General features: G+C 35.2%; 32 protein-coding genes and 1 tRNA gene. 14 read left to right on the forward strand and 19 right to left on the reverse strand.

Annotated features, from left to right (window positions below; translation table 11 throughout):
- Nucleotides 1-13: 13 nt before the first annotated feature.
- From AMDU4_RS04305 to AMDU4_RS04320, 4 genes are all read right to left on the reverse strand, one after another.
- Nucleotides 14-1,183 carry a hypothetical protein gene (locus AMDU4_RS04305; protein WP_021786759.1) on the reverse strand — a complete coding sequence of 390 codons (1,170 nt, stop codon included), beginning with the start codon at nucleotides 1,181-1,183 and terminating at the stop codon, nucleotides 14-16.
- The gene (locus AMDU4_RS04310) at nucleotides 1,167-1,457 is read right to left on the reverse strand and encodes a hypothetical protein (RefSeq protein ID WP_021786760.1); all 291 of its coding nucleotides are present in this window, start codon (nucleotides 1,455-1,457) and stop codon (nucleotides 1,167-1,169) included. Before AMDU4_RS04310 ends, AMDU4_RS04305 begins: the two co-directional genes overlap by 17 nt.
- A 5-nt stretch (nucleotides 1,458-1,462) precedes the next feature.
- Complete coding sequence (locus tag AMDU4_RS04315; RefSeq protein ID WP_021786761.1) at nucleotides 1,463-1,960, reverse strand: hypothetical protein; 498 nt, start codon at nucleotides 1,958-1,960, stop codon at nucleotides 1,463-1,465.
- A gap of 312 nt (nucleotides 1,961-2,272) precedes the next feature.
- Nucleotides 2,273-2,347: transfer RNA gene (locus AMDU4_RS04320), tRNA-Glu, on the reverse strand.
- A gap of 130 nt (nucleotides 2,348-2,477) precedes the next feature.
- Between AMDU4_RS04320 and AMDU4_RS04325 the strand changes: the two genes are divergently transcribed.
- The 3 genes from AMDU4_RS04325 to AMDU4_RS04335 are packed head-to-tail and all read left to right on the forward strand — an operon-like array spanning nucleotide 2,478 to nucleotide 5,066.
- Nucleotides 2,478-3,338 (forward strand): hypothetical protein, encoded by an 861-nt coding sequence (locus AMDU4_RS04325; protein WP_021786762.1) that lies wholly within the window; start codon nucleotides 2,478-2,480, stop codon nucleotides 3,336-3,338.
- A gap of 7 nt (nucleotides 3,339-3,345) precedes the next feature.
- Nucleotides 3,346-4,167 carry an ABC transporter permease subunit gene (locus tag AMDU4_RS04330; protein ID WP_290704175.1) on the forward strand — a complete coding sequence of 274 codons (822 nt, stop codon included), beginning with the start codon at nucleotides 3,346-3,348 and terminating at the stop codon, nucleotides 4,165-4,167.
- On the forward strand, nucleotides 4,167-5,066 hold the full coding sequence (locus AMDU4_RS04335; protein ID WP_021786764.1) for an ABC transporter ATP-binding protein: 900 nt from the start codon (nucleotides 4,167-4,169) through the stop codon (nucleotides 5,064-5,066). Before AMDU4_RS04330 ends, AMDU4_RS04335 begins: the two co-directional genes overlap by 1 nt.
- On the opposite strand, the gene AMDU4_RS04340 is transcribed toward AMDU4_RS04335, so the two are convergent.
- Nucleotides 5,044-5,535, reverse strand: a complete 492-nt coding sequence (locus AMDU4_RS04340; protein WP_290704178.1) for a hypothetical protein — start codon at nucleotides 5,533-5,535, stop codon at nucleotides 5,044-5,046. The genes AMDU4_RS04335 and AMDU4_RS04340 overlap by 23 nt on opposite strands.
- Complete coding sequence (locus AMDU4_RS04345) at nucleotides 5,522-5,899, reverse strand: ribbon-helix-helix domain-containing protein (protein WP_021786766.1); 378 nt, start codon at nucleotides 5,897-5,899, stop codon at nucleotides 5,522-5,524. The genes AMDU4_RS04340 and AMDU4_RS04345 overlap by 14 nt, the downstream gene beginning before the upstream one ends.
- Before the next feature lie 243 nt (nucleotides 5,900-6,142).
- Between AMDU4_RS04345 and AMDU4_RS04350 the strand changes: the two genes are divergently transcribed.
- The 4 genes from AMDU4_RS04350 to AMDU4_RS04365 are packed head-to-tail and all read left to right on the forward strand — an operon-like array spanning nucleotide 6,143 to nucleotide 8,461.
- Nucleotides 6,143-6,754 carry a translation initiation factor IF-2 subunit beta gene (locus AMDU4_RS04350; protein WP_021786767.1) on the forward strand — a complete coding sequence of 204 codons (612 nt, stop codon included), beginning with the start codon at nucleotides 6,143-6,145 and terminating at the stop codon, nucleotides 6,752-6,754.
- A complete protein-coding gene (locus tag AMDU4_RS04355; RefSeq protein ID WP_021786768.1) occupies nucleotides 6,754-7,110 on the forward strand; it encodes a PIN domain-containing protein in 357 nt (118 codons plus the stop codon). The genes AMDU4_RS04350 and AMDU4_RS04355 overlap by 1 nt, the downstream gene beginning before the upstream one ends.
- 53 nt (nucleotides 7,111-7,163) lie before the next feature.
- Nucleotides 7,164-7,826, forward strand: coding sequence for a DUF120 domain-containing protein (locus AMDU4_RS04360; protein ID WP_021786769.1), 663 nt, complete (start codon nucleotides 7,164-7,166; stop codon nucleotides 7,824-7,826).
- A 5-nt stretch (nucleotides 7,827-7,831) separates the two neighbouring features.
- Nucleotides 7,832-8,461 (forward strand): diphthine--ammonia ligase, encoded by a 630-nt coding sequence (locus AMDU4_RS04365; protein ID WP_021786770.1) that lies wholly within the window; start codon nucleotides 7,832-7,834, stop codon nucleotides 8,459-8,461.
- Nucleotides 8,462-8,486: 25 nt separating this feature from the next.
- Here AMDU4_RS04365 and pyrI read toward each other — a convergent pair whose 3' ends face one another.
- Complete coding sequence (gene pyrI, locus AMDU4_RS04370; RefSeq protein ID WP_021786771.1) at nucleotides 8,487-8,942, reverse strand: aspartate carbamoyltransferase regulatory subunit; 456 nt, start codon at nucleotides 8,940-8,942, stop codon at nucleotides 8,487-8,489.
- A gap of 1 nt (nucleotide 8,943) precedes the next feature.
- Nucleotides 8,944-9,861, reverse strand: a complete 918-nt coding sequence (pyrB, locus tag AMDU4_RS04375; protein WP_290704181.1) for an aspartate carbamoyltransferase — start codon at nucleotides 9,859-9,861, stop codon at nucleotides 8,944-8,946.
- Nucleotides 9,862-10,215: 354 nt separating this feature from the next.
- Here pyrB and AMDU4_RS04380 point away from each other — a divergent pair, with 354 nt between their 5' ends.
- On the forward strand, nucleotides 10,216-10,569 hold the full coding sequence (locus tag AMDU4_RS04380; protein WP_021786773.1) for a nuclear transport factor 2 family protein: 354 nt from the start codon (nucleotides 10,216-10,218) through the stop codon (nucleotides 10,567-10,569).
- Here AMDU4_RS04380 and AMDU4_RS04385 read toward each other — a convergent pair.
- On the reverse strand, nucleotides 10,566-11,372 hold the full coding sequence (locus AMDU4_RS04385; RefSeq protein WP_021786774.1) for a hypothetical protein: 807 nt from the start codon (nucleotides 11,370-11,372) through the stop codon (nucleotides 10,566-10,568). The genes AMDU4_RS04380 and AMDU4_RS04385 overlap by 4 nt on opposite strands.
- 96 nt (nucleotides 11,373-11,468) lie before the next feature.
- Between AMDU4_RS04385 and AMDU4_RS04390 the strand changes: the two genes are divergently transcribed.
- Genes AMDU4_RS04390 through AMDU4_RS04400 form a run of 3 tightly spaced genes read left to right on the forward strand, consistent with a single transcriptional unit; the run spans nucleotide 11,469 to nucleotide 14,156 of the window.
- Complete coding sequence (locus AMDU4_RS04390; protein ID WP_021786775.1) at nucleotides 11,469-12,704, forward strand: hydroxymethylglutaryl-CoA reductase, degradative; 1,236 nt, start codon at nucleotides 11,469-11,471, stop codon at nucleotides 12,702-12,704.
- A 2-nt stretch (nucleotides 12,705-12,706) separates the two neighbouring features.
- On the forward strand, nucleotides 12,707-13,435 hold the full coding sequence (locus AMDU4_RS04395; RefSeq protein WP_021786776.1) for a tetratricopeptide repeat protein: 729 nt from the start codon (nucleotides 12,707-12,709) through the stop codon (nucleotides 13,433-13,435).
- 1 nt (nucleotide 13,436) lies between these two features.
- On the forward strand, nucleotides 13,437-14,156 hold the full coding sequence (locus tag AMDU4_RS04400; protein WP_021786777.1) for an alpha/beta fold hydrolase: 720 nt from the start codon (nucleotides 13,437-13,439) through the stop codon (nucleotides 14,154-14,156).
- Here AMDU4_RS04400 and AMDU4_RS04405 read toward each other — a convergent pair whose 3' ends face one another.
- Together AMDU4_RS04405 and AMDU4_RS04410 are read right to left on the reverse strand one after the other, a co-directional pair.
- A complete protein-coding gene (locus AMDU4_RS04405; RefSeq protein WP_021786778.1) occupies nucleotides 14,157-14,666 on the reverse strand; it encodes a hypothetical protein in 510 nt (169 codons plus the stop codon).
- 46 nt (nucleotides 14,667-14,712) lie between these two features.
- On the reverse strand, nucleotides 14,713-14,943 hold the full coding sequence (locus AMDU4_RS04410) for a hypothetical protein (protein WP_021786779.1): 231 nt from the start codon (nucleotides 14,941-14,943) through the stop codon (nucleotides 14,713-14,715).
- 131 nt (nucleotides 14,944-15,074) lie between these two features.
- Between AMDU4_RS04410 and AMDU4_RS04415 the strand changes: the two genes are divergently transcribed.
- Both AMDU4_RS04415 and AMDU4_RS04420 read left to right on the forward strand, forming a co-directional pair.
- The gene (locus tag AMDU4_RS04415; protein ID WP_021786780.1) at nucleotides 15,075-15,752 is read left to right on the forward strand and encodes a transaldolase family protein; all 678 of its coding nucleotides are present in this window, start codon (nucleotides 15,075-15,077) and stop codon (nucleotides 15,750-15,752) included.
- Nucleotides 15,753-15,887: 135 nt separating this feature from the next.
- Nucleotides 15,888-16,358 (forward strand): redoxin domain-containing protein, encoded by a 471-nt coding sequence (locus AMDU4_RS04420; RefSeq protein WP_290704184.1) that lies wholly within the window; start codon nucleotides 15,888-15,890, stop codon nucleotides 16,356-16,358.
- A 30-nt stretch (nucleotides 16,359-16,388) separates the two neighbouring features.
- Here the strand turns inward: AMDU4_RS04420 and AMDU4_RS04425 are convergent, their stop codons facing one another.
- The 5 genes from AMDU4_RS04425 to AMDU4_RS04445 all read right to left on the reverse strand — a co-directional run bounded on the left by AMDU4_RS04425 (nucleotide 16,389) and on the right by AMDU4_RS04445 (nucleotide 18,158).
- A complete protein-coding gene (locus tag AMDU4_RS04425) occupies nucleotides 16,389-16,913 on the reverse strand; it encodes a gamma carbonic anhydrase family protein (RefSeq protein ID WP_021786782.1) in 525 nt (174 codons plus the stop codon).
- Nucleotides 16,914-16,973: 60 nt separating this feature from the next.
- Nucleotides 16,974-17,234: a hypothetical protein gene (locus AMDU4_RS04430; protein ID WP_021786783.1), complete on the reverse strand. Its 261-nt coding sequence runs from the start codon at nucleotides 17,232-17,234 to the stop codon at nucleotides 16,974-16,976.
- A 14-nt stretch (nucleotides 17,235-17,248) separates the two neighbouring features.
- The gene (locus AMDU4_RS04435) at nucleotides 17,249-17,701 is read right to left on the reverse strand and encodes a carbon monoxide dehydrogenase subunit G (protein ID WP_021786784.1); all 453 of its coding nucleotides are present in this window, start codon (nucleotides 17,699-17,701) and stop codon (nucleotides 17,249-17,251) included.
- A gap of 98 nt (nucleotides 17,702-17,799) precedes the next feature.
- On the reverse strand, nucleotides 17,800-17,991 hold the full coding sequence (locus AMDU4_RS04440) for a hypothetical protein (RefSeq protein ID WP_290704187.1): 192 nt from the start codon (nucleotides 17,989-17,991) through the stop codon (nucleotides 17,800-17,802).
- Nucleotides 17,979-18,158: a hypothetical protein gene (locus AMDU4_RS04445; RefSeq protein ID WP_290704190.1), complete on the reverse strand. Its 180-nt coding sequence runs from the start codon at nucleotides 18,156-18,158 to the stop codon at nucleotides 17,979-17,981. The genes AMDU4_RS04440 and AMDU4_RS04445 overlap by 13 nt, the downstream gene beginning before the upstream one ends.
- Nucleotides 18,159-18,292: 134 nt before the next feature.
- Between AMDU4_RS04445 and AMDU4_RS04450 the strand changes: the two genes are divergently transcribed.
- The gene (locus AMDU4_RS04450) at nucleotides 18,293-19,318 is read left to right on the forward strand and encodes an IS4 family transposase (protein WP_021786785.1); all 1,026 of its coding nucleotides are present in this window, start codon (nucleotides 18,293-18,295) and stop codon (nucleotides 19,316-19,318) included.
- A 250-nt stretch (nucleotides 19,319-19,568) separates the two neighbouring features.
- On the opposite strand, the gene AMDU4_RS04455 is transcribed toward AMDU4_RS04450, so the two are convergent.
- The 3 genes from AMDU4_RS04455 to AMDU4_RS04465 form a co-directional block, all read right to left on the reverse strand.
- The gene (locus tag AMDU4_RS04455) at nucleotides 19,569-20,924 is read right to left on the reverse strand and encodes an ATP-binding protein (RefSeq protein ID WP_021786786.1); all 1,356 of its coding nucleotides are present in this window, start codon (nucleotides 20,922-20,924) and stop codon (nucleotides 19,569-19,571) included.
- A gap of 292 nt (nucleotides 20,925-21,216) precedes the next feature.
- Nucleotides 21,217-22,026, reverse strand: coding sequence for a prephenate dehydratase (gene pheA / locus AMDU4_RS04460; RefSeq protein WP_021786787.1), 810 nt, complete (start codon nucleotides 22,024-22,026; stop codon nucleotides 21,217-21,219).
- A 24-nt stretch (nucleotides 22,027-22,050) separates the two neighbouring features.
- Nucleotides 22,051-22,728, reverse strand: a complete 678-nt coding sequence (locus AMDU4_RS04465; RefSeq protein ID WP_021786788.1) for a stage II sporulation protein M — start codon at nucleotides 22,726-22,728, stop codon at nucleotides 22,051-22,053.
- Between the last annotated feature and the right edge of the window lie 50 nt (nucleotides 22,729-22,778).

A 22,778-nucleotide genomic window follows, 5' to 3' on the forward strand; every position in this document is an offset into this window, starting at 1 on the left:
AATTAGTAAAAAGTTATTTAAATAGTTCCCAAGTAATTTTTGTAATGTCTTTATTGGACAGTCTTTTCTTTAGTTCTTTATTTTCATTGCTCTTTAACATCTGTGATATATCATTTGCTTCTCTGCCTACACTAATTGTGTTGTATAAAGATGTATATCTTGCATACTTCTTGAGTCGTGTATTATCGAACTGAGCCCCATAACTCTTTTCATACCACGAAATAAATTTGTTCTGTACATCTTTATCCACTAATTTTAAATATTTATAATCATCATTATCAAAAATTTTTGGTAGATCTGCCATTTCTTTTGGTGCCGGTATAAATATTCTATTGTTATTATTAAGTTTATATGTATCTCCTATGGCGTTTATCCCAGAAATAAAACACCCCATATCTTCGGCTACAGCATAATCGCCACCCCTTTTAAATGGTTTTACATTAAATCCGTATATAGCATATTTTTCACTGTTTAATCTTTTAAAATAACGATGAATATTATTAACAACTCCAATCATTTTCGATGATGTAATTCTATTTCGCTCAAAGTCGATGGTAACAAATGCAGGTTCATTATTTTCAGTGTCATATAGTTTAAAAGCATCTGGAATCTGCCTACCTCTATAAAGAGTAGGAATCGATATACCAACTCGTATATTATTAGACAATGTATTTTTATTTTCCAATAACCTTGAAATAAAATCTTCATAGAATATTAGTCTTTTTTCACGTGATATGCTATCATTAAAATTTAGTAATGGAGTTGTATATATTATATTTGCTGGCCATGTTAGTATATCATTAATATAATCAAGATCCTTTTCACTTATTTGATCGCCGGGGTTTATATCTATCATCAAAAATATAATAGGTAACAAGCGCCCATTTATAAAATTATTTGCAGCTATTTCTGGTGGAAATCTCTTATTGATAAATCGTTCCTGTTCATCTTTATCACTGTCTATCTTCCTTAGATTTTCTAAATCCGTTCTAATAAATACTTCATAAAAAGATTTCTCAACGGAATCTAGATATAACGTTTTTATAAATTTATGGCTCATTTTTTTACTAACCGATCTTGATAATACATTTAAACTGGATGTTTCCGCTCGTATCTCCGGTATTCGTAAAAATGCGTAATCATCACTCATTTTTACATTTTTAATTTCATATTTTCCTGCCATCTTTATACACCCCATCGTCTCTTAATTCTATGATTTCAGATTTTATGCTTTTTCTGAATAATCCATCTTTCTCAACCCTTTGCGTTATCGTCGTAACAGTCCCATTCGACGACATTCTTATCATTGTCTGTCCTTTTCCATCTATATGTAGGATAATTTTAAATTCATTAGGTTGTAATTTAGTTACTTCTGTTGCAATCTGCCGGTCGAACTCTAAACCAATTCCCTTTTTATTAAAAGTTACATTATATTTATCCTTTTTACTATTTGTCACTGAATTCACTTTTTGAGATTTTTCAAGTTGAATTGTTCGATCTTTATGTTATCTCCAACGCGGTTCATTTCTTCTTTAATTATAGAATTTGTTGTTAATTCAGGGAATAATTTATATGTAATTGCGGTTACCTGTCTATCTGATAAGTTATTAAACATTTTAACTACTTGCTGTGTTATTGTGCATATTTCACTATCTTTTTTTTCTAAGGCTTCAAAAATCTTCTTTCCATCCTTAGTTAGTGAATAACCCTCGTTATTTTTATATTCTAAATATCCCTCCGATCTTAGCGACTCTACTCCTTCTTCCACATCATCAGAGAATCCCCCAAATAAATATGCTCCATGCTCGATCTCAATTTTTCCTTTCTTTAATGAGTGAACAATTAACGCAAGTTTTTGCAATCTTGTTGATTTAATTTTGCTAGTTTCCCCAATAAGTAATAATGATATTTTCTCTGCATCAGATAATTCATCTATATATTCATAAATTTCATTTTCCATATATAATATGTATTCAAATTATATATTTAAAATTTATTTCTATTTATCATGAATTTATAATTGATTTAAGGGCATTTTGTGAGTGTGGCATACACATGACCAGCCACTTTAAAATTCCTCCAGTCAAAGAATATGAGGCTCCAAGCATTTTTTACATTAGAATCATAGATATTTACATGGTAAAAATCAATTGTAACTCTTGTTCATATGCCTCTGTATTAAAAAATTTTTTTCTTAGCATGTTTTAAATTCTAGCTAAAAATTTTTACTGGACCTAAAATCATCATTACTCACATTAAACCTTTATCAAAATGCTCCGGCCGGGATTTGGACCCGAGTCGGGGGATTGAGAGTCCCTAATGCTTGGCCTGGCTACACCACCGGAGCTCATACCCGATATTACTTTTTTCTATTTAATATATTCATTATAAAATCTATTATCTGCTTCAATCCTGGTTATATATATTAACCTTTATTAATTCAAAAAGTTTTTTTAGATTGATTTCCATGTATAGCTATGAAGCCTCTTTATACAAAAATAATTGTCATAATCATTGCAGCCGCAATAGTTGCACCGGCTGCATACTTCGCTTACCAATTTTATACAAAATCCAATGTATCTCCTTCTGTACAGCCCTTTCAGTACATACCAGGAAATTCAACAATGATTTCTACTGTGCATAAAAATGGAACGGAATATTATGTATACATGGATGGCGGCAGTTTCGGAGTGGTTGCCAATACTTCGGCCATTTCACTGATAGATTCCAATTTAACTGCGTCCAGTAACCAGGCTGCTATTTCAGGTACAGGGAACGGGAATCCGTTTTCCGGATCAAATGTGAAGACAATAACCTATGACCATGTAACCGTTTATGAAATCCAGAATGTTAATATTACCGGAATATTAGGGAATTTGCTGAACACCACAGGTAAGACTCTTGCGAATGCAACGGTAAATATATTCGCATATGACACATCAGGGAATTTCATAGTAATGGGAGAGCAGAAGGCAATAAACGAATCAATAAGCGCCCATCTCACTTCCCGGGATGCTGTACGGTTTAAGGGTTATCTGAATCAGAGTTCAAATATTTCTTTATACTATAGAGTTAATAATACAATTCCTACCATAAGCTATATTACTCTCAATACAACGGCCAACAGGACATATGTAAATATAATTCCGGTCAACAGCAATTACCTTGTATTTGACAAACTGCTTATTCAATCAGCTATTTCAAACTCAAACATTTCCAGTGCAATAGGCAGCAACTACACCATTAGCATTTCCAGTGGGATGATACACATGACCATTGACAGGTCATATAATCACCTCCCCATAGCACTTAAAACGTTAAATACTGGAGCCCTATAGGAGTTTTATGTCCAAAACTTCGACCATATATCTACAGTATATTAAGAACTATTACCGTTCCAGAAGTTTCTTCCTCATGCTTTTTCTAATCCTGTTAGTGGGTTCAATGATGACTTATTTCTCATTCAAATACATAAATGACCTGCCGAAATTCCTTGGCGGCGCAGTTTTCCCTGCTTCCATAAAAGTTAAATTGTTTTATTATCTGTGGACTCTTGTACTTCTTTATATACCTGTATTTGCATCGGTGTTCTTCGGGTCTCCTGCGATATCAAGTGAAATAGAAAATAAAACAGCTTATTATATATTCCCTCTTCCCATAAATAGATTTAAATTATTCTTTGGAAAATATTTTGCGGCATTTACTGTCACAATGTTTATAATAGGGGTATACCTGGTATTTGAACTATTTACACTGTACTACCTCCTAGGGGTTATACCTGTACCATACTTCCTGGATTCCTTCATAATGCTCCTACTGTTCATCCTAAGCATAATGGCTGTGACTTTCCTTATCAGTTCAATCTTTAATAAAAACACATATGCCTATATAACAGTGTTTGTCATATATTACATATTTTTTGAGGCAGGGTCATTCATTATAGAACTACTATACAAATACACGCCTGTGTATTTCCTCAATGATGCTGCAAGCATAATAGAGAGGGTATATATCAATATAAACCCAGGAAATGCCTTTGTAAGCCACGTTGATATAAACCCTGCTCCCTTTTCCGAGATCATGCTTTCTGCCCTAATTATGGTAATATACACTGTTGTGGCTCTTGTTGTAGGCATGTTATTATTTGATAAAAAGGAGGTCTCCTAATGGAAATCTATATGGACAGCCTGACGAAGAATTATGGAAAAATAAAGGCACTTGACTCAATAAATCTAAAAATAGAAGGACATGGGTGCACGGGGCTTTTGGGTCCTAACGGTGCAGGAAAAACAACAATGCTTAAACTTGCCACCAATATAATAAAACCATCCCGGGGTAAAGTTGAGCTTAACAATGTTAATGTTGCTATCTATCCGGAAAAAGCACTTACGCCTGTAGGTGCACTGATAGAACAACCCGAATTTTACAGTTATCTTACTGGATACGAAATAATGGAATTTACATCAAAGATAAAGGGGATGAACAGGGATGATTTTAAATCAGACATAAAACGTCTTGGAAAACTTACAGAAATTGATCAGTATATGACCAGGAAAACTGGTGATTATTCAAGGGGAATGAAGCAGAGACTGGCACTTTCTGTTGCAATGCTTGGGAATCCTGAAATAATAATACTTGACGAACCTACATTCGGACTTGACCCCAAGGGCATGGTTGATATAAGGAACATTATTAAAAATTTAGCGAAAGAACATCTTGTTCTTCTAAGTACACACCTGATTTCAGAGGCACGGGAATTATGTGACAGGACTATAATCATCAATAAAGGAAAAATAGAGTATGATTCTGCAATGTCTCCTGAAAGAAATCTACTTAAGGTAACGGCCGAAAACAATATCAATATAACAAGTGAGAAAATAAAAAACTACTCCGTGGAGGGAAATACATTTATTATCGAAAAAAATCGGAATTACAGTAATTACGATATAATAGGTGAACTGATAAGAGAGGGACTCAAAATCGAATATGTTGAAAAATTCGATAATCTGGAAGAGATCTATGTTTCAGTGATTAATGGGGAAATTAAGGATAAAAATTTTGCATGAGATAATTGCTTAAACCGTTTATTGAATTGAATTTTCGTCCATTATGTTCAAAGTTTCCATGGGTATATTTTATATGTAGAAAGGGCATATTTCTGGCTGCAAAATCATTACATACAGAATCAAAGGTATTCCCTGAATCTATAAACACATAAATTGAGGGTACATCAACTACCTGTGACACTATCTCTTCTATTGATGTGAAAACTCCAGACCTTATGAATTTGTATTTGCCAGTTTTTATCTCCTGTTCTATCACCACATTTCTATTCTGCTCAACCTTCTTCAAAACATTATCTGTATATTCTTCCACAGATACTCTGTTGATAAGTTTTTGAACAGCATGAAAGCTTGAAATATCCATTATTTTATCCTTAAATTTCCCTAATATTTCACGGTTATCAGATAGAAACCCGAAATATTTAAAATCCGTATTTGCCATCATTTCTTCAAGTTCGTTATTGTTTATCATATTTTTTTTCTCCCTCCAGTATTTTTTCAATTTTGCTATATTCGTCATCGGTGTTTTTCAACATCTCCGAAATCAGGTTATGCCTCCATGCTTCTTTGATTATCTCCTCATAGGCACTGTCAATGCTTTTGTAGAATCCGGCCGCAACCATCCTGCTTACCGCCTTCTCTATAACCGGATCGGGATGGATACTGTTGTTTTTTGTTATTATTCCAACTCTTTTTATGGATATGTATTCCAGAACTGCTAGTCTAATGAATTCAGACCGGCTGGCATAATTGCTATTATATGATAGAAAAGAATCTATTTCTTCAAGTTCCTCATTGGAAATTCTTATTGTAAGTTTTTCATTTTTTTCCGTCATTATAAAAGTTAATAGATATTTATATTTAAACTTATTTATTGTAAGGACAAATTGAGTGGTATGTACATTTTAATTTCTATTCTGTTATAATATACATAATTTTATAATGCCCTAAATTAAAGGATTATTCATGATATAATAAAAAGGCCAGAAAAAAATAATATTTGTATATTTATCCTGTACATTTAATTTTTCGAAATAATAATAAAATAATCTTAATTAACATGTTTGAAATAAGATACCATGGAATTTGATTATAATAAATTGCTTAAGGATGCCTCGGGTGTTCTTTCATCAAAAAACAGGACAGAAGAGCGGTTAAAGGTACCAGAACCAGAGATAATCTATGAAGGAAAATCTACAATTATCAGGAATTTTATTGATATTACTGAGATGCTTAACAGGAATCCTGAGGATCTGGTAAAATACCTTACCAAGGAATTTGGAATTGGTGCCAATGTGGCTGGAAGGAGGCTCATTATAAACAGAAAACTCAGAGAAGAAGAGATAAGGGAGAAACTTAATGCATATATGGCAACATACGTACTCTGCTATGAGTGCTCATCGCCTGACACCACAATTCAAAAGGTAGGACGCACGTATCTACTTGTATGCAAGGCCTGTGGTGCTGAGCATCCAATAAAGGCATCAAGGGAAATAAAAGAAAATGAAGATCAGTTAACAGAGGGTAAAACGTACAATGTTATCATAAATGAAATTGGTAAATCAGGAGAAGGACATGCATTTTACAGTGATTTCACCATATATGTGCCTGGAACAAAGAAAGGTGAGCATGTAAAGGTAATGATAAAGAAAATCAGAAAAAATATTGCAATTGGCGAAGTTGTAAAATAATGGATGTAATCTTGCTGGATACAAATGCACTGATATATTCGATAAAAAATAAAATAGACCTTGAAGGTGAAATAATGTATCTGACACCACGGATGAAGCCGGTTGTTCCGAAATGCGTTACAGCAGAGCTCCGTGGTCTTGGAACTACAAAGTGGTATGCCAAGGCCGCCCTTAGATACAGTGAAAGATTTGAACACGTTGATTCAAATGGTGAGGGTGATTTCTGTATAATGATGACAGCCATGTCAATGAATGCGACTGTACTGACAAATGACAGACGGTTTCTGAAGGTACTTAAAAGCAAAGGCATTCGTTGTGTCACAATAGCTGACAGGCATCATCTACAATTTTATTGATTTGACATTTTGTTTATAAAAATATTATAAATATAATATTGATATACCCATACATGGATTATAACTTATACAACACCATAAAAGTCCTAAAAAAGCTGGCAGGATCTGGCAATACATCCTATGTCTCTTCCGGGGAACTTGCCAGGGATTTGGGCGTAAGCCAGCAAACTGCATCACGATTTATAATAGAACTCAATGAAAAAAAATACATAGAGAGGACGTTGCAGAACCGAAAACAGAAAATCACATTGCTCGAGCCTTCCATAGATTTGCTCTATTCTGAATTAAACCAGCTGAATTCCATACTTGAAATGCACCAGGAGTTCAATTTAAAGGGCGAAATAAAAAGTGGAATGGGCGAGGGAAAATATTATATTTCACAGGAAGGGTATATGGCACAATTTCGTGAAAAACTTGGGATCTCACCATATCCAGGAACTTTAAATATAAAAATATACCCAGAATACGAAAATATATTGCGCCGGATAAGGAGCGCAGAGGGGATACATATTTATGGATTTAAGGATAAGGAGCGAACTTTCGGCGGGGTTAAATGCTTTTCGGGCAGAATTGATGGGACTAATGCATGGCTCATATTCCCGGAGAGAAGCAGCTATACCGACATAGTAGAAATAATTTCAGATAAATTCCTCAGGAATGATTTAAAACTCCAGGATGGAGATGAACTGAATGTACGAGTTACGCTAGACCATTGAATAGCATGAAAGCCATAGCATTGTTTTCAGGCGGAAAAGATTCATTTTTATCAGCCATGATGGCAGAAGAGCAGGGATATGAAATTCTATACGGTGTAACTGTGGTGCCGGAAGAATATTCCATGATGTTCCACTATCCCAATTCAAAGATTTCTGAATATGCTGCATCACTTCTTGGCTTCCAGATAAAGTACGTAAATGAATCAAATTATCAGGCTTACTTCGCTGAAATATGCAGTGGAAACATAGATGCTGTAGTTACGGGTGCAATAGCCTCAGATTACCAGAAAACCAGAATAGAAAAGATATGTTATGACACTGAAACTATTATATATTCTCCACTCTGGAGGAAAAAACAGGAATATATAATAGACCAACTCATTCTCAGGAAGATAAAGGCAATGATTGTATCTGTTTCTGCTGAGGGTTTAACCGGGGATGATCTTGGTAAAACAATTGACCAAAAGTATCTGAACCATCTGAGATATCTTGGGGAAAAATATGGGATAAACATCGCCGGCGAGGGAGGAGAATATGAAACCTTCGTTTACGGTCTCGGAAACACTGAAATAAAAGACATTAAACAAGAAAAAATATGGAAAAAATCCGGTGGATACCTTATTCTTCGCATATGATTAAGATATTGTATGAATTTGTTCTTTATACATTATTTATTATTTCTTCATCTGACATTTCTTTCTTACAGTAGATACATTTAATTGTGAGAGGATTAGTTTTCACTGTTTTGAACTCGGATTTAACCGGTTCCCCGGCATTTGTTATGCAATTCTGATTGCCACATTTTACAATACCTTTAAATGTTTGGGGCATGTCAAGATTAAATTTTTCTATGATCTCATAATTTTTAATTATGCTTATTGTGGCTTCATTGGCTATGAGCGCTATTTTGTCCAGTTCAATTTTCTCAAGGAATTTATTCTCAATTTTTATAACATCCTTAAATGCCAGTTTATCACTCATTACCCTGATTCCTATGCTTATGGAATTTGATTCGTCTACGCCCAGAATAGCAAGCACCTTAAGAGCTTTCCCAGCAGCTATGTGATCAATAACTGTTCCTTCCTTTATCTTTGATATTTTCAATGTTTTGTCCATTTTAATCACCTGCTATCATTGAAATAAGGGCCATTCTGATGGGTACACCATAGTAAGCCTGTTTAAAGTACTTTGCGGCTTTTGTATTATCCACTTCTGGAGATATTTCATCAACTCTTGGAAGGGGGTGCATTATAATTGATCCAGGCTTAAGTTTTTGAACTTCTTTCGAAGTTATTTTATAGGATCCTATAAGCTTAGCATATTCGTTTTTATCCGTGAACCTTTCCTTTTGAATTCTCGTTACATAGAGTATATCTGTTTCCCCAAGAAATTCATCCAGACTGGTTGAAACATGAATGTCCAATTTTCCTAAGACATCATTATATACATGTTTTGGTATCGCAAGGTTTTCTGGTGAAACCAAATTTACTTCCACATCAAACCTGGACAGTCCAGATAGAAGTGAATGCACTGTTCTACCGTATTTCAGGTCACCTATTATGGTTACAGTTTTCCCATCTATTGAACCCAGTTCCTTTCTGACTGTGTAAAGGTCAATTAATGTCTGTGTTGGATGCTCTCCAGATCCGTCACCGGCATTTATTACCGGCTTGGACGAGAACCGGGATGCAAGCAGTGCAGCGCCTTCGAGAGGATGCCGTATTACTATAATATCAGAATATGACTCCACTATCCGTATGGTGTCCGCCAGTGTTTCTCCCTTTATTGTTGATGATGTTTTTGAATCCGCCATACTTATTACAGAACCACCAAGCCTTTGCATTGAAGACTCAAAAGAAAGACGTGTCCTCGTACTTGGTTCATAAAAAAGTGTGGCAAGTATTTTTGATGACATAATATTCATTTTCTTCCCTGCATCCACGTTTTCAAGCATCCTGTCTGCCTGGGAAAAAACTTCATTCATATCTTCATCACTTAAATCTGAGATTGAAATAATGCTTCTGTTTTTTAACATTACAATCATAATTATTAACAGTATCTTTAACTTTTTTATAAAAAATAGAGAACTGTATTTTATTTTAATTGGATAATTATAAAATTAACTAAAATGGTTCTTCCCACTTTCTTCTGGGTTGTTCCAGGGAGATGAAATCTAAACAATCCTGATATTACTGGAATCAGGTTGCATGGTAACCATGATATAGAGTTGTTGCCTTGAATATTCCAGAAATAGGGAGTCTTTGCGAGAACCGGTAATTTTATCAATATAAAGGTCAGATGATTCAAGAGTGACATCCTCCCTCTAACGAAAGGGGACTTCCCGCTTATATGTTAAAAAAAATTTTATAATCATGTAAGATATGATATAATGGAAAATCTGGAAAAACTGGTAAAAAAATATTATGCGGCAGTAGATGCTAAGGATCTTGACACCCTTTTTTCTGTGTTCTCAGATAACATAGTTTACAAGCGCCCTGGCTATGAACCCATAGAAGGAATGGAAAAATTCAGGGAGTTTTACAGGGGAAACAGAGTCATAAGAGAGGGACACCATACATTATCAAACATAATAGTAAAGGAACCATATGTGGTTGTTGAGGGAGAATTTAATGGAATTTTAAAAGATGGAAGCAAATCACATACTACCTTTGTAGATGTGTATACCTTTTCCAATGGAAAAGCCGTAAAAAGACACACATATTTTGACGGTCAGAATGTTTAAAATAATATTTTCTGCAATTTTAATCCAAGACGAATAAAATCAATGCTCCATAGATTTATTAGATAAGTTCCAGGATAACCGTAAAATCCATAGGGATGAAGTACACGGGAATAATCACCGTAAAATTTCCCAAGTTCTGAAACGTCATGTCCAGTATAAAGCCCAAGCATGCCAAGTATGGCACCGGCTTTGGGAAGTGATATGGTGAATCTTACTGCGTCTTTCCCACATTTTGCACATTTCTCCCTGATGGATATTCCCGTTTCAAACTCTATTTCTTTTATTGTGCGTGAATACTTTGCATATGCCTTGGAATGATTTCCGCACAGAGGGATACCGCTGAGAAAAATTGTGGTTCCTCTGGGTGTATACTTTTCTCCGGTATAATGCCATATTCTACCTGTGAATTGCTGTAATCCGTATATTATGAATTTTTTGTCTATTAACTGATGCCACTCCAGATGCTCTATGGCAATTTCATATGGGTTGTTTTCAGTTTTCATTTCTGAAATTATCTTTACCAGTGATAGTCTCTCCAGAAGAAATCTTGTATTTTCGAATGCCGCACTCACCATTCCATTTCTGGCAGCAAAATGTGCCTGTTTCAGGGCAGTAATAGCACCGGCGGTGATATTATATGGAAATTGTTTATTCATATTATTTGTTATAGAGTCCATCAACTCTATTGCCTCATGTTCATAATTTTCTTTAATGATTATATTATTGCCAAGATAGTCCAGTATTGATTCATTGTTGAAATCCTTCACATATTTTTTGTAATGCTCATATTTCTTTTTCCCCATTTGCACATATATATTTTAATATATTATACACTTTTATACAAAATCAAATTTGATTAATTACAATAAAAATTAATAATATATTAATGATTACTCAGTATGGATTCATTAATACATGGCTTTCATAAAATGAGCATTGAGGAGAGAAGAAATATAATCAGGGAATTTTCAAATCTTTCAACAGAAGATATGGAAGCAATGGATTACAGGATGGATACTTCCACAGCAGGGAACATGATTGAAAACGTCTATACTATTATGGATTATCCTGTGGGAATCGCCACAAACTTCAGGATAAATGACAGGGAATATCTGATACCCATGAGCCTTGAAGAGCCATCTGTCATAGCAGCGTGCTCCAACGGGGCCAGATATGCACGCCCAAATGGTTTCATGGCTTATTCCACCGGATCATACATGCGGGGGGAAATAGAACTTTATGATGTACCTGATCCTGACTACGCAGCAATTAAAATACTGCAGAATAAGGAGAAGATTCTTAAAATGGCAAATACAAGATCCAAAACATTGTCCAACCTGGATGCCGGTGCAAAATCAATAGATATACACTATGTAAATAATGAACTTATACTGAATATCATAATAGATGTGGCAGATGCCATGGGTGCTAATATAATAAATACAATGCTGGAGTATGTTTCAGGATATATAGAGGAATTGACTGGAGGTAAGGCAAACCTCAGAATCATGAGCAACCTGACAACTGAGAGAGTAACATACGCATATGCAAAATTTGACGGAAAAATGCTAGGTGCTGAGACCGTGGACAGAATTATAAAGGCCAATGAATTTGCAAAAAATGATATATTCAGAGCAACTACACATAACAAGGGAATAATGAATGGCATTGATGCTGTACTTCTTGCAACCATGAATGATTTCAGGGCACAGGAGGCAAATTCACATGCTTATGCCTCTATGGGGGGATATGGCCCGCTTACGGAATACAGAAAGGATGCTGATGGAAATCTAATAGGATCCATAAAAATACCCATAGCCGTGGGTACTGTCGGTGGCGCAACAAAAACCTCAAAAAAGGCAATGCTAGCAATGAAAATCATGGGAATACAAAATTCAAATGAATTTTCAAATATTCTGGCATGTGTGGGACTTGCACAGAATTTTGCTGCATTGAGGGCCCTGGCAGCAGAGGGTATTCAAAAGGGACACATGAAACTGCATGCAAGGAATATAGCCATAGCTGCGGGCGCTACCGGTGATATGATTGAAAAAATTGCTGCAGAGATGGTTTCTGAAAAGAATATAAGCTATACTGCTGCTACTGAAATGGTTAAAAGATTTAGGGATGAATAGACATGGAAGACTATGAACAATATATAAAAAACGGAGATTCGTTTGTCAAAAAGGAAAAATTCATGGATGCAATAAGGGAATATACAAAGGCCTATGATTCAATTAAAGAGGATGACCTGAAGGCAGAAATTTGTTACAAACTGTCACAGTGTTACTTTTCACTTGATCATAAAAGCACGGAAAACCCCCTTAAATATGCAGGGGAATCCCTGGAACTTCACCGCAAGCTGGGTGATAAGGAACTTGAAATAATGGATCTCATCAATATAGGTTATATATACCTTGACAGTGGTGAAAGAGACAGTGCAATATCATACTTTGACAGAGCAATAGAAGAAGCTGACAGGGCGAAGGATGCCCAGTTATTTGCACTCACAAACAATGCCAAGGCTGAGGCTTTGTCCACACTGAAATCAAAAAAGGCAGAGGCAATGAAGATTTATGACAATGTAATAGAGTTATCTGAGAAATCAGAGGACTGGGAAAATTATTTTGAAGCTTTATATGGGAAGATAAACATATTACGGGATACTGATATCAACGCTGCTTTTGATCTTGGAAAGAAGGGACTTGACAAAATCGATTCTGTAATGGAAAGCATAAAAACAAAAAAGGACAAAAAAGAATTTAAGGCTTCAGTCGGGTATCTCTATGATTCGGTTTCGGATATTGCAATGGAATTGGAAAATATAGACGAGGCTATGAAAATTGCCTCCAGAGCAATGGAATAAAATGGAACGTAAATATTGCAATACGAGATATGGCAAGATATCATATCTTGATAGAAATGAAGGATATCCAGTACTATTCCTGCATGGATTCGGTGGTACTGGAAACACGTGGCTAAAATCATCTCCTTATATAGAAAAATGTATACGTCCAGTGCTAATTGACCTGCTGGGTCATGGACATTCTGATAAACCGGACATTCAATATGCCATAGAACAGCAGGCAGAGGCAGTTTTTGATGTTGTTCACTGCCTGGGAATTAATAAATTTTCAATTGCAGGGAATTCATATGGAGGATGGATTGCCATGAAGCTTGCCTCGACAATTGCAGAACCGGATATGCTTTTCCTGATAGATAGTGCCGGAATTTCACCTGCACTCAGTGAAGAGAGCAAAGAAACCATGGACAGGATCCTGGACTCTATTTTAAGGGCTAGGAATTACAATAACAGGTCTTCACTGGAAAAAATAATGGAAAATAATAAAAGGCCTGAAGAAAAAATAAGTGATTATGAATTGAACAGTATCAAATGCCCAACAACCATAATATGGGGAAATAGGGACAATGTAATACCTGTATCCTTTGGCTATACCCTGAACAGCAAAATTTCGGGAAGCGACATGATTATTGTAAATAATGCCGGGCACACTCCATTTATAGATAGCCCCGAAGAAGTTGCCGATATAATAAACAGGAAAACCAGAGAGCATGGTTTGTGCTGATCATGCTTTGCCTATTTTTTTCCTTATATTATCCACAATAATTTTATACTCTTCATACTTCTTTCTATCTTCTTCGCGGAACGCCATAAAATTTTTTGAGGGCAGAATATACCGATCTCCATTAAGGACAAATTCAGGAAATCTTTCCCTTTCGCCGGCAGAAATTTTTATCTCCTTTATGTCTGTGAATTTTATTAGCCTGTAATCAACTGGGTCTTTTTGGGTTCTTATGGATTCAATTTTTTCTGATTCTATGGAAAAATAGCGTTCTGTAATGACTTCTATCATATGTTTTATATCAGAGTATAGCTGTTCAGGTTCAATATAGTCTGTTGCCCCCGGCACAATCAGTGAATCTATGTAATCCATATCTTTTTTAAGTTGTAGTTTTTCCTGTATATATCTTCCCGAAAAAATTCTATATACCTCAAGATTATCATCGTTCACCACTATTTTATAGATGCCACCGCGGGATAATGGAACCTCCCATGCATTGTCTATACTTATCATGTATCAACATACCAATATGGTCTATTAAAGATTCCGGCAATGGTTATTAGATCTTTTCCTTTGCAACCTGGCTAAATTTTGTCACATTTCCATCTGTATCAATGCTGAGATATACCGTATAATGAAAACCCAAATAATCAAATTCAGTAGATACGTCGAACCGGTCGCTGTTATTTACTATGCTGTTAACTGTAAAATTCTCAATACTGTCTGCATACATTTCCTTTATATTATTTTCCGCTATTAGTTTAACATCCTTCATACTTTCGACGCCCATAATGAGTTATCCTGAATTAATTAATAATTGTTTGTTATATTACTCTTATCATAACATAAAAATAAGGATCGCTTTTAAGTTCTATAATTCAATATTATTATATATATAATATTAATTATAAACAGATTCACATGAAATTTTTTCTGGACAGTGCAGATATCAATGAAATCAGGGAAATATCTGATTACGGTTTCATAGATGGTGTCACAACAGAGCCTGAATCAATATCAAAAGAGGTATTGAAGGGTTCTACTACAGAACAGGTTATTACAGATATAATCAAGGCAGTTAACGGAGAAGTACATATACAGGTTGTTTCTCAGGATTATGACACCATTATGTCCCAGGCATTGAAAATACATTCCCTTGGAATGAACGTCATAGTAAAGATACCTGCTACACTTACAGGAATGAAAGCAATGCTTAAACTGAGTGAAAAAAAGATAAAATGCTCAGCCTCATCCATATATAATACGGTTCAGGCCATAATGGCCGCCCAGAATTATGCCGAATATATATCCATCAGAACCGGGAAAATAGACAGTACAGGGGAAGATGGAATGGAGGTGGCATACAATGCAAATGAAACGTTCAAAAACTGTAAATTTGACTCAAAGGTGCTTGTAACAAATATTGTCACTCCGGATCAGATTGTCAGAGCGGGATTAATTGGTGCCGGGGCAATTTCTGTTCCATACGCCCTTATAAAACAACTGGGCAACTATGTATATACTGAAAGGGACATAAAGGAACAGATGGAGGCGTGGAATACCATTGCAGAAAATAGCAGAACATTTTTTAATAAATAATTGGGTTCATCTGGATATAAGTTACCCGGTTAGGATCTTAAAAACATTTGCAATATAATTGTATAATTAAAGATCATTTGATCAATTACGCCACATCATGTTTTTATATGCATTTCAAATGTATAATAGATGAATATGGTAAACGAAGGAGAATTAGCCCCAGATTTTGAGGCTCTGGATACAGGATTGAAAGCGAAAAAATTGTCAGATTATAAGGGACATGTAACTGTGCTTGCATTTTTCCCGGGAGCATTTACATCGGTTTGCACAAAGGAAATGTGCACATTCAGGGATTCCATGGCAAATTTCAATAAATTCAATGCAAAGGTAGTGGGTATAAGTGTGGACTCACCGTTCTCCCTCAAGGAGTTTGCAACAAAAAACAATCTGCAATTTGACCTTCTTAGTGATGGAAACCGGGAAATATCAAAAAAATATGGTGCACTCTATGACAATTTCCTTAACTTAAACAAATTGACCGCTTCCAAAAGATCTGTTTTTGTGCTTGATAAGAATGGGAAGGTTGTCTATAAATGGATTAGCGAGGATGCAGGAAAAGAACCAGACTACAGGAAGATAGAGGATGTAATTTCAAAGTATAACTGAAGCAGATTATACTTTTATTTAAAAATATACTTAAATTTTAGCAATTTTAAGATTTTCTAAGTACCTTTTGCAGAAACTGTTATAGTTTTCCTTATATTTTTCCCATACTTTCATATACTCATCGGAAACTTGACCTAAAACCTTTGCAGGTACACCTACCGCGATTGATTTTTCAGGTATTTTACTTGAATTTTTGACTACTGCCCCTTCACCAATGGCAGCCCATTTTCCTACAGTTGCGAAATCGGAAACTGTAGCATTCATTCCTATGACAGCATAATCTCCAATTGTACCTGTGTGTATCACTGAAAGATGGCCAATGGTAACATGCTCCCCTATTGATGTTTTTTCACCTGGTCTGGCGTGAATTACACAGTTATCCTCTATTGCCGAATATGAACCTACTGATATCTCACCGTAATCTCCCCTTAGAACTGCTCCAGGACCAATCCACACATAATCTCCTATATGGACGTTGCCAATTATTGTGGCATTCTCAAAAACATAGGCTTTCTTGCTTATTGTGGGTACTTGTCCCTCAAATTCATATATCATATGGGGATAAATGTAGATAATAATTTAAACCTAATTGTCAGGGCAGAAAAGAATTGGAATTTATTTTTTTGGTTCGTTTATACGGAAATAACGCACAAGTTTTCCCTTGTTATTATAGATATCCCTGTATTCTATCTTGTCAGACCATAAAAGCGATGTGAGTTCCATGTGTATCATCCATTCATCATGATCTCCAGAAAGGTGGTCTTTGATCTCCTTTAGAGTGTAGGCATTTTCCCTGTTTTTTTCAAGGAAATCAAGTATGGTTGTGCGAATTGAATTCGTTTCAGATGATTTAAAATCCCGGGCGTTTATGGGCATAGTAATCACTATTCTCAGTTTCTCGAATCCTCTTCAAGGGTTTTTTTGTAATTGCCAACCAGTTTAGTAATATATTTCTGAGATGCGCTTTTGAGCATTCTTGCACCCATGCTTGCGGCTGTTCCCACAATATTCATTTCGGCTTTCCAGTCAACCTTCGTTCCGTCTCCTTCAGGTACAAAATCAAAATTTACAGTAAAATCAACCGATGCACCGGAACCATTGCCCCTTCCCTTAAGTGTTATGTGTTTATTTTCTGTTTTATCTGTTACATCAAGAACCAGATCGAATTTTCCCTTTATGAATGAAACACCGGCCTTGGCTGTAAGCTTCATTTCGTTTTCATCAACTTTCTCATAATTTAATAAATCGGGCACAAGCTTTATCAGGGTTTCCTGATTCGCTACATATCCATATGCCTTTTCAGGTGTTGTTTTTACATCAAAGGAATCTTCGAATGTTAACATAGAATTATATTAATACATTGTAGATAAATCTTTATGCCCAAGGGTTCTAACTGTTAATGGATAATATTATGTATTCATATGATATGACATTATAAGAGTCATGGAAAAACTTTACACATTGAGAGATGCCTGCGAAATATTGCAACTTTTGTGTTTGAAGACCTGACATGGTCTCCCAGGTTACCCTCTATGGCTTTCGCTGCATGCCATTGCTGAAACACCGGGGGAATATCCTCCTTATGTGCATTTGTTTCCGAGGATATGGCAGCCTTCATGCTTACGCAACGCATTCGGCTTCCCCTCCCAGACCTTTCGGTGCTACATCGCATTCTCTCTCGATACGGCCTGCAGTTTCGCATACGGGCAGCTTCAACATAGCCATTGCTGGATATGCTGTGCCTTTCACTATCCGACTGAATGCACAATTGCCGGTTCCAGATTTACACTGTTTAGTCATAGAGCTTCCCTGGCGCGCTACGTAATAGGTCAAGGTTTATATTTATACAAAAATGTATATAACAATCCAGTTTCTAATACTTAAATGTTTGTCCGACTGGTGTCATATTTATCCTATGATGTAATTAATAGCCTATGAGAAATGACATCAGAAAAATACTCAAAGTTCCCTGTGAAAACATATCCGCTGTTACAGGCGTAGATGAATATTCAAAGAAAATAGATCTCCTGGATCATGCACTCATGATGGTACAGTCGGCCATATACCATAAGGACCTGACTGATCTGGCCATGGATAACAGTGTAAGCAAGTCCCAGCTCTCCAAGCTGGATACAGGAAGGCCTTACCAGGTCTTTGTTGAGTTATTTTACAATCTTGTGTATCCGTACATAATGGCACACAACTATTCCCTTTACAGCAGATTCCTGAACATCATAGGAATTGATTCAACATTCATCCGTACAGCCATAAAGGAATCCGGGAAGTACAGGAGGGAGAAGACTGAAACAGGGATAAAGATACATGAGGCAGCAGTTCTTTTCCCATTCACACTGCCACTGGAATCTCTCGCAACACCTGCCAACCTCAATGACTCACCGGTATTCGATGAAGTTCTTGACAGTATAGATCCTGATCTTGTAAAGCAGTCCATACTCACCTTCGATCTTGGCTATTACAATCTTGACAGGTTCATGGACCTTAAGGAAAGGAATATCATGTTCGTGACCAGGATAAAGAAGAATGCCTCTTACACAGTGCTGAAAACATACGCACATTCCAGCATAGTCAGGTTCCGCAATGGACTCACCCTCAGGCTGGTAAGCATGGAGATTGATGGAGAACAAAAGGATTACATCACAGACATATTCGATCTGCCTGATCTCTACATCCACTGGATATATTCCCAGAGATGGTCAATTGAGATCTTTTTCCGTACAGTGAAGACATACCTGAAGATTGGCCATCTCATCTCGAAGAGTATAAACGGCATTCTCATTCAGATATTTTCAGCACTGATTGCATACGTTATACTCCTCATGATACAGGCATCCCTGTCCTACTTGATGGGAATTCCGGAGATGATCAGGTTGATCAGGCATGGCATTGCACTGCCTGTCAATGCAATAAATGTAACAGGCAACGGAACCGTGAAGATATAACCGGAGTTGAATAGCCGGGTCTCCCCCTGAGGAGAAGACCCTTACTACTCCACACAACTAGAGCATGCTATAATCCCCTTCTTTGAAAATAAGCTTTTCCATGGATTTTTCCACCAGCATGTGACATAAACGGGACTTAAATGTGCAATCATGAGTATCATTATCATGCATGAACTCAAAAATTCTGGGAATCTCGGTGAAAATTCATATGCTAAAAGTTAAGTATTGGAAACTGGATTGTATAAACTAATTATTGCAATTTATTTTCAATGCCTTCGTAATTCATTATATAGTTATATGAATTTATAAACCAGTCATGTAATTTTATAAACTTAATTTTAATACCATCATAATTTTTATCCCCGTTGATATTGTAATTTATAACAATTCCGGATTTAATTTTGAACTTCTCTGAAAAGTCTATTATTCCCGTTATTTCTCTTTTAATATTATTTTCATCAATTATATAGCTTGCCTGTACTGGAATTATGGTATTTTTTATTTTTACTATGAAGTCTATTTCATAGCTATTTTCCCTATAATAATATAATTCCAGAAATGGAATAATGTTTTTTAATCTTATAAATTCTTGTGCAATGGTATTTTCTATGAATTTTCCCTTATTTTCCATGAAATTATACCCAAAATAATATGAAAATGCATTATCAATGGAATAAACCTTTTTTGGGCTGTTTTCCTGTTCCTTTAATGAATATGAAAATTTCTTTGTGAAAAATATCAGGCCAGAGGATTCTATATACTCAGTATATCTCTGAATAGATTTTAAAGGCAGTAACAGTGTATTTTTTACTGATTTGTATATACTATTATAAGTGATTGGTGACGAAACATTTGTTAAATAATATTTAATTAAAAACTTTAATTTATCTCCTTCCCTTATTTTATATCTATCCATTATATCCTTTAAAATAATGGTATCAAAATAGCTTTTTATTAATTCCTCATGTATATCTGGATACAGTGTCGGGGCAGGCATGCCACCGTATTTAATATATAACTCAAGGTATTTTAAGATATTTTCCAGATTTATACCAATATCCTTAACACCATTTATGATTATATCATTGAATGCAAGATATTCCTTAAATGACAGCGGAGTTACAGTGATGTTTATGCTTCTTCCTGATAGTAGTGTTGAGAATTCCGAGCTTAATAATTTAGAGGATGAACCTGTAATTATGAATTTTATTTTTTCTGAATATGTTCTAACAAATTTTTCCCAGCCGGACACCTCCTGTGCCTCATCAATTATTATTACATTATTATCTGTTTTTTTAATCAGTTTTTTGTATGCGTTATATATATTATCAAGGGTTTTAATATTATTATCAAGCCTTTCATCATCAAAATTTATAATTAATATATCCTCTGGGTAATAACCATTCTGAATAAATGATGAGGCAACCTGCAGGGATATGAATGATTTTCCGGATCTGCGCAGACCACTTTCAGTTACTATATTTATTCCATTTAATATCTTAAGTATTTTATTTATATAAAACTCCCTTAATATACCTGTATAAGGTTTTTTCCCCCAGAAATTGTAATCCGATAAAATACTGATAAATTCCTCATCTGAAATCATTATGTCACATAAGACATAGTTTTATATAAATATTGTGTCATATGTGACATACTATTCTGAAAAACCCAAATAATAAATAAAATATTAAAATTAATACGATATAAAAATGCAGACAATTATTGAACAATAACGTGACAATAGAATGCAAATCAGAGATCTCTGATCTCATAGGTAAAACAATGAATATGGAAAACATGATTAAAGATTAGTGTACCCACGCCATAGCATTTGGAAAGCATTGAAAAATGGTATTCCTAGGTCAATGAAAATAAAATAGATGTAAAGTCACGTACTAATATTCTAATATTGGTGCAATTTTATAATTTCCCAACATTTTAAATGGATTTACCACATTCATTACTTCTTTCATAGCCATGTTTGAATTCTCATTATTTTCGATATCTATGAAGAACAGATAATTGAATGGATTATATTGTACCGGGCGTGATTCGATCTTGGTCATATTTATTCCGTATTCATTGAATATTTTTAATACATTATACAAAGCACCGGGCTTGTTTTCTGTGGAAAACACAATGGATGCCTTTGATGGATTTTCGGGATTATTTGGTGCTGCGGAGATTAAAAAGAATCTTGTATAGTTAAACTTATTATTTTCTATATCTCTTTCAATAATATGCATTCCGTTTAATTCGGCCGCCATTTCACTGGCTATAGCACCATGGGAACGGTCATTAAAATTCTTTATGATATTCACGCTGCCTGCCGTATCATATTCGCTTATGGGCTTTATTCCATTGGAATATATAAAATCAGAACACTGTGCAAGTGCCTGAGGATGTGAATGGGCATATTTAATATCATGGGTTTTTGTGCCTGGATATCCTATTAGGCAGTGTTTTATTCGCAGATAATACTCCTTGACGATATGAAAATCCATTTTAAACAGAAAATCATATGTTTGGTTTACGGCACCTTCAATGGAATTTTCGATAGGTACGACCCCAAGGTCAATATTATTGCTTTTTAATGCCATAAAAACCGCGCGAACTGAATCCAGCGGAACGTATTGGCCTGAAGCCATTCTGGTTGCTGCAATATTGCTATATGCTCCCGGATCTCCAAAATATCCTATTTTCAATAAAGGATTATATAATTTAAATATTTAAAATTGATTAAAATCATACAGATCAGGTTCCTCAGGTTTCTTTTTTCCGGATTTATATTCATCCGAATCCATACGCCTGTAAAGCCATATAAGAAATATTATAATTGGCACTGCAGGTATCCACATATAAAGAGAATATAACGGATGTGGCGATCGTTCCAGAATAATTTCAGATGTTTCTATTGCTCCTGCAAATGCAAGTTCTATTACGACAAAGATATACATATATATGATTTTCATGTAATTGGTTTTTAGTTTCTTAGTTAGTAGATAATACAATATATATACGCTTGTGCTTACGGCAACAGCATATGCCGGGAGTTCCAGCCAGGAATGTGGAAACATCATGAGGCTTGCAAATATTGCAAAGCCATTAATATTTGTCGCAGTTCCTTCCACTGCAATTACAGTGGCTGTTGATATTATTGAAAAACCAAACATGAGTATTCCTATTACAGGTATGAATTCTATTGTGGCAATAAGGAGGTTATGCGGAAATATGCTTAACCACATGGGAAAAAATGACTGGGAAACTATTGCATGATCCTGGGATTTAAAACTGGAATAAAGTGCAGGATTGTGTATTGGCAGGGACGATATTATGGCGAATCCAGCGAGTTCTATGATAAATGATAGTATAAATATCCGTCTGAGTCTTGGCATCTTCAGTTCCATGTAATCTATATCTCAATTATATTATTTATATTTTGGTTGGAAGTTTAGCT

Source organism: Ferroplasma sp. Type II, assembly GCF_000496155.1.

Coding starts and splice junctions, on each gene's coding strand:
- AMDU4_RS04305 (WP_021786759.1), bottom strand. CDS start 1,183: ATGGCAGGAAAATATGAAATTAAAAATGTAAAAATGAGTGATGATTAC.
- AMDU4_RS04315 (WP_021786761.1), bottom strand. CDS start 1,960: ATGGAAAATGAAATTTATGAATATATAGATGAATTATCTGATGCAGAG.
- AMDU4_RS04325 (WP_021786762.1), top strand. CDS start 2,478: ATGAAGCCTCTTTATACAAAAATAATTGTCATAATCATTGCAGCCGCA.
- AMDU4_RS04330 (WP_290704175.1), top strand. CDS start 3,346: ATGTCCAAAACTTCGACCATATATCTACAGTATATTAAGAACTATTAC.
- AMDU4_RS04335 (WP_021786764.1), top strand. CDS start 4,167: ATGGAAATCTATATGGACAGCCTGACGAAGAATTATGGAAAAATAAAG.
- AMDU4_RS04340 (WP_290704178.1), bottom strand. CDS start 5,535: ATGATAAACAATAACGAACTTGAAGAAATGATGGCAAATACGGATTTT.
- AMDU4_RS04345 (WP_021786766.1), bottom strand. CDS start 5,899: ATGACGGAAAAAAATGAAAAACTTACAATAAGAATTTCCAATGAGGAA.
- AMDU4_RS04350 (WP_021786767.1), top strand. CDS start 6,143: ATGGAATTTGATTATAATAAATTGCTTAAGGATGCCTCGGGTGTTCTT.
- AMDU4_RS04355 (WP_021786768.1), top strand. CDS start 6,754: ATGGATGTAATCTTGCTGGATACAAATGCACTGATATATTCGATAAAA.
- AMDU4_RS04360 (WP_021786769.1), top strand. CDS start 7,164: ATGGATTATAACTTATACAACACCATAAAAGTCCTAAAAAAGCTGGCA.
- AMDU4_RS04365 (WP_021786770.1), top strand. CDS start 7,832: ATGAAAGCCATAGCATTGTTTTCAGGCGGAAAAGATTCATTTTTATCA.
- pyrI (WP_021786771.1), bottom strand. CDS start 8,942: ATGGACAAAACATTGAAAATATCAAAGATAAAGGAAGGAACAGTTATT.
- pyrB (WP_290704181.1), bottom strand. CDS start 9,861: ATGTTAAAAAACAGAAGCATTATTTCAATCTCAGATTTAAGTGATGAA.
- AMDU4_RS04380 (WP_021786773.1), top strand. CDS start 10,216: ATGGAAAATCTGGAAAAACTGGTAAAAAAATATTATGCGGCAGTAGAT.
- AMDU4_RS04385 (WP_021786774.1), bottom strand. CDS start 11,372: ATGGGGAAAAAGAAATATGAGCATTACAAAAAATATGTGAAGGATTTC.
- AMDU4_RS04390 (WP_021786775.1), top strand. CDS start 11,469: ATGGATTCATTAATACATGGCTTTCATAAAATGAGCATTGAGGAGAGA.
- AMDU4_RS04395 (WP_021786776.1), top strand. CDS start 12,707: ATGGAAGACTATGAACAATATATAAAAAACGGAGATTCGTTTGTCAAA.
- AMDU4_RS04400 (WP_021786777.1), top strand. CDS start 13,437: ATGGAACGTAAATATTGCAATACGAGATATGGCAAGATATCATATCTT.
- AMDU4_RS04405 (WP_021786778.1), bottom strand. CDS start 14,666: ATGATAAGTATAGACAATGCATGGGAGGTTCCATTATCCCGCGGTGGC.
- AMDU4_RS04410 (WP_021786779.1), bottom strand. CDS start 14,943: ATGGGCGTCGAAAGTATGAAGGATGTTAAACTAATAGCGGAAAATAAT.
- AMDU4_RS04415 (WP_021786780.1), top strand. CDS start 15,075: ATGAAATTTTTTCTGGACAGTGCAGATATCAATGAAATCAGGGAAATA.
- AMDU4_RS04420 (WP_290704184.1), top strand. CDS start 15,888: ATGGTAAACGAAGGAGAATTAGCCCCAGATTTTGAGGCTCTGGATACA.
- AMDU4_RS04425 (WP_021786782.1), bottom strand. CDS start 16,913: ATGATATATGAATTTGAGGGACAAGTACCCACAATAAGCAAGAAAGCC.
- AMDU4_RS04430 (WP_021786783.1), bottom strand. CDS start 17,234: ATGCCCATAAACGCCCGGGATTTTAAATCATCTGAAACGAATTCAATT.
- AMDU4_RS04435 (WP_021786784.1), bottom strand. CDS start 17,701: ATGTTAACATTCGAAGATTCCTTTGATGTAAAAACAACACCTGAAAAG.
- AMDU4_RS04440 (WP_290704187.1), bottom strand. CDS start 17,991: ATGCGTTGCGTAAGCATGAAGGCTGCCATATCCTCGGAAACAAATGCA.
- AMDU4_RS04445 (WP_290704190.1), bottom strand. CDS start 18,158: ATGACTAAACAGTGTAAATCTGGAACCGGCAATTGTGCATTCAGTCGG.
- AMDU4_RS04450 (WP_021786785.1), top strand. CDS start 18,293: ATGAGAAATGACATCAGAAAAATACTCAAAGTTCCCTGTGAAAACATA.
- AMDU4_RS04455 (WP_021786786.1), bottom strand. CDS start 20,924: ATGATTTCAGATGAGGAATTTATCAGTATTTTATCGGATTACAATTTC.
- AMDU4_RS04465 (WP_021786788.1), bottom strand. CDS start 22,728: ATGGAACTGAAGATGCCAAGACTCAGACGGATATTTATACTATCATTT.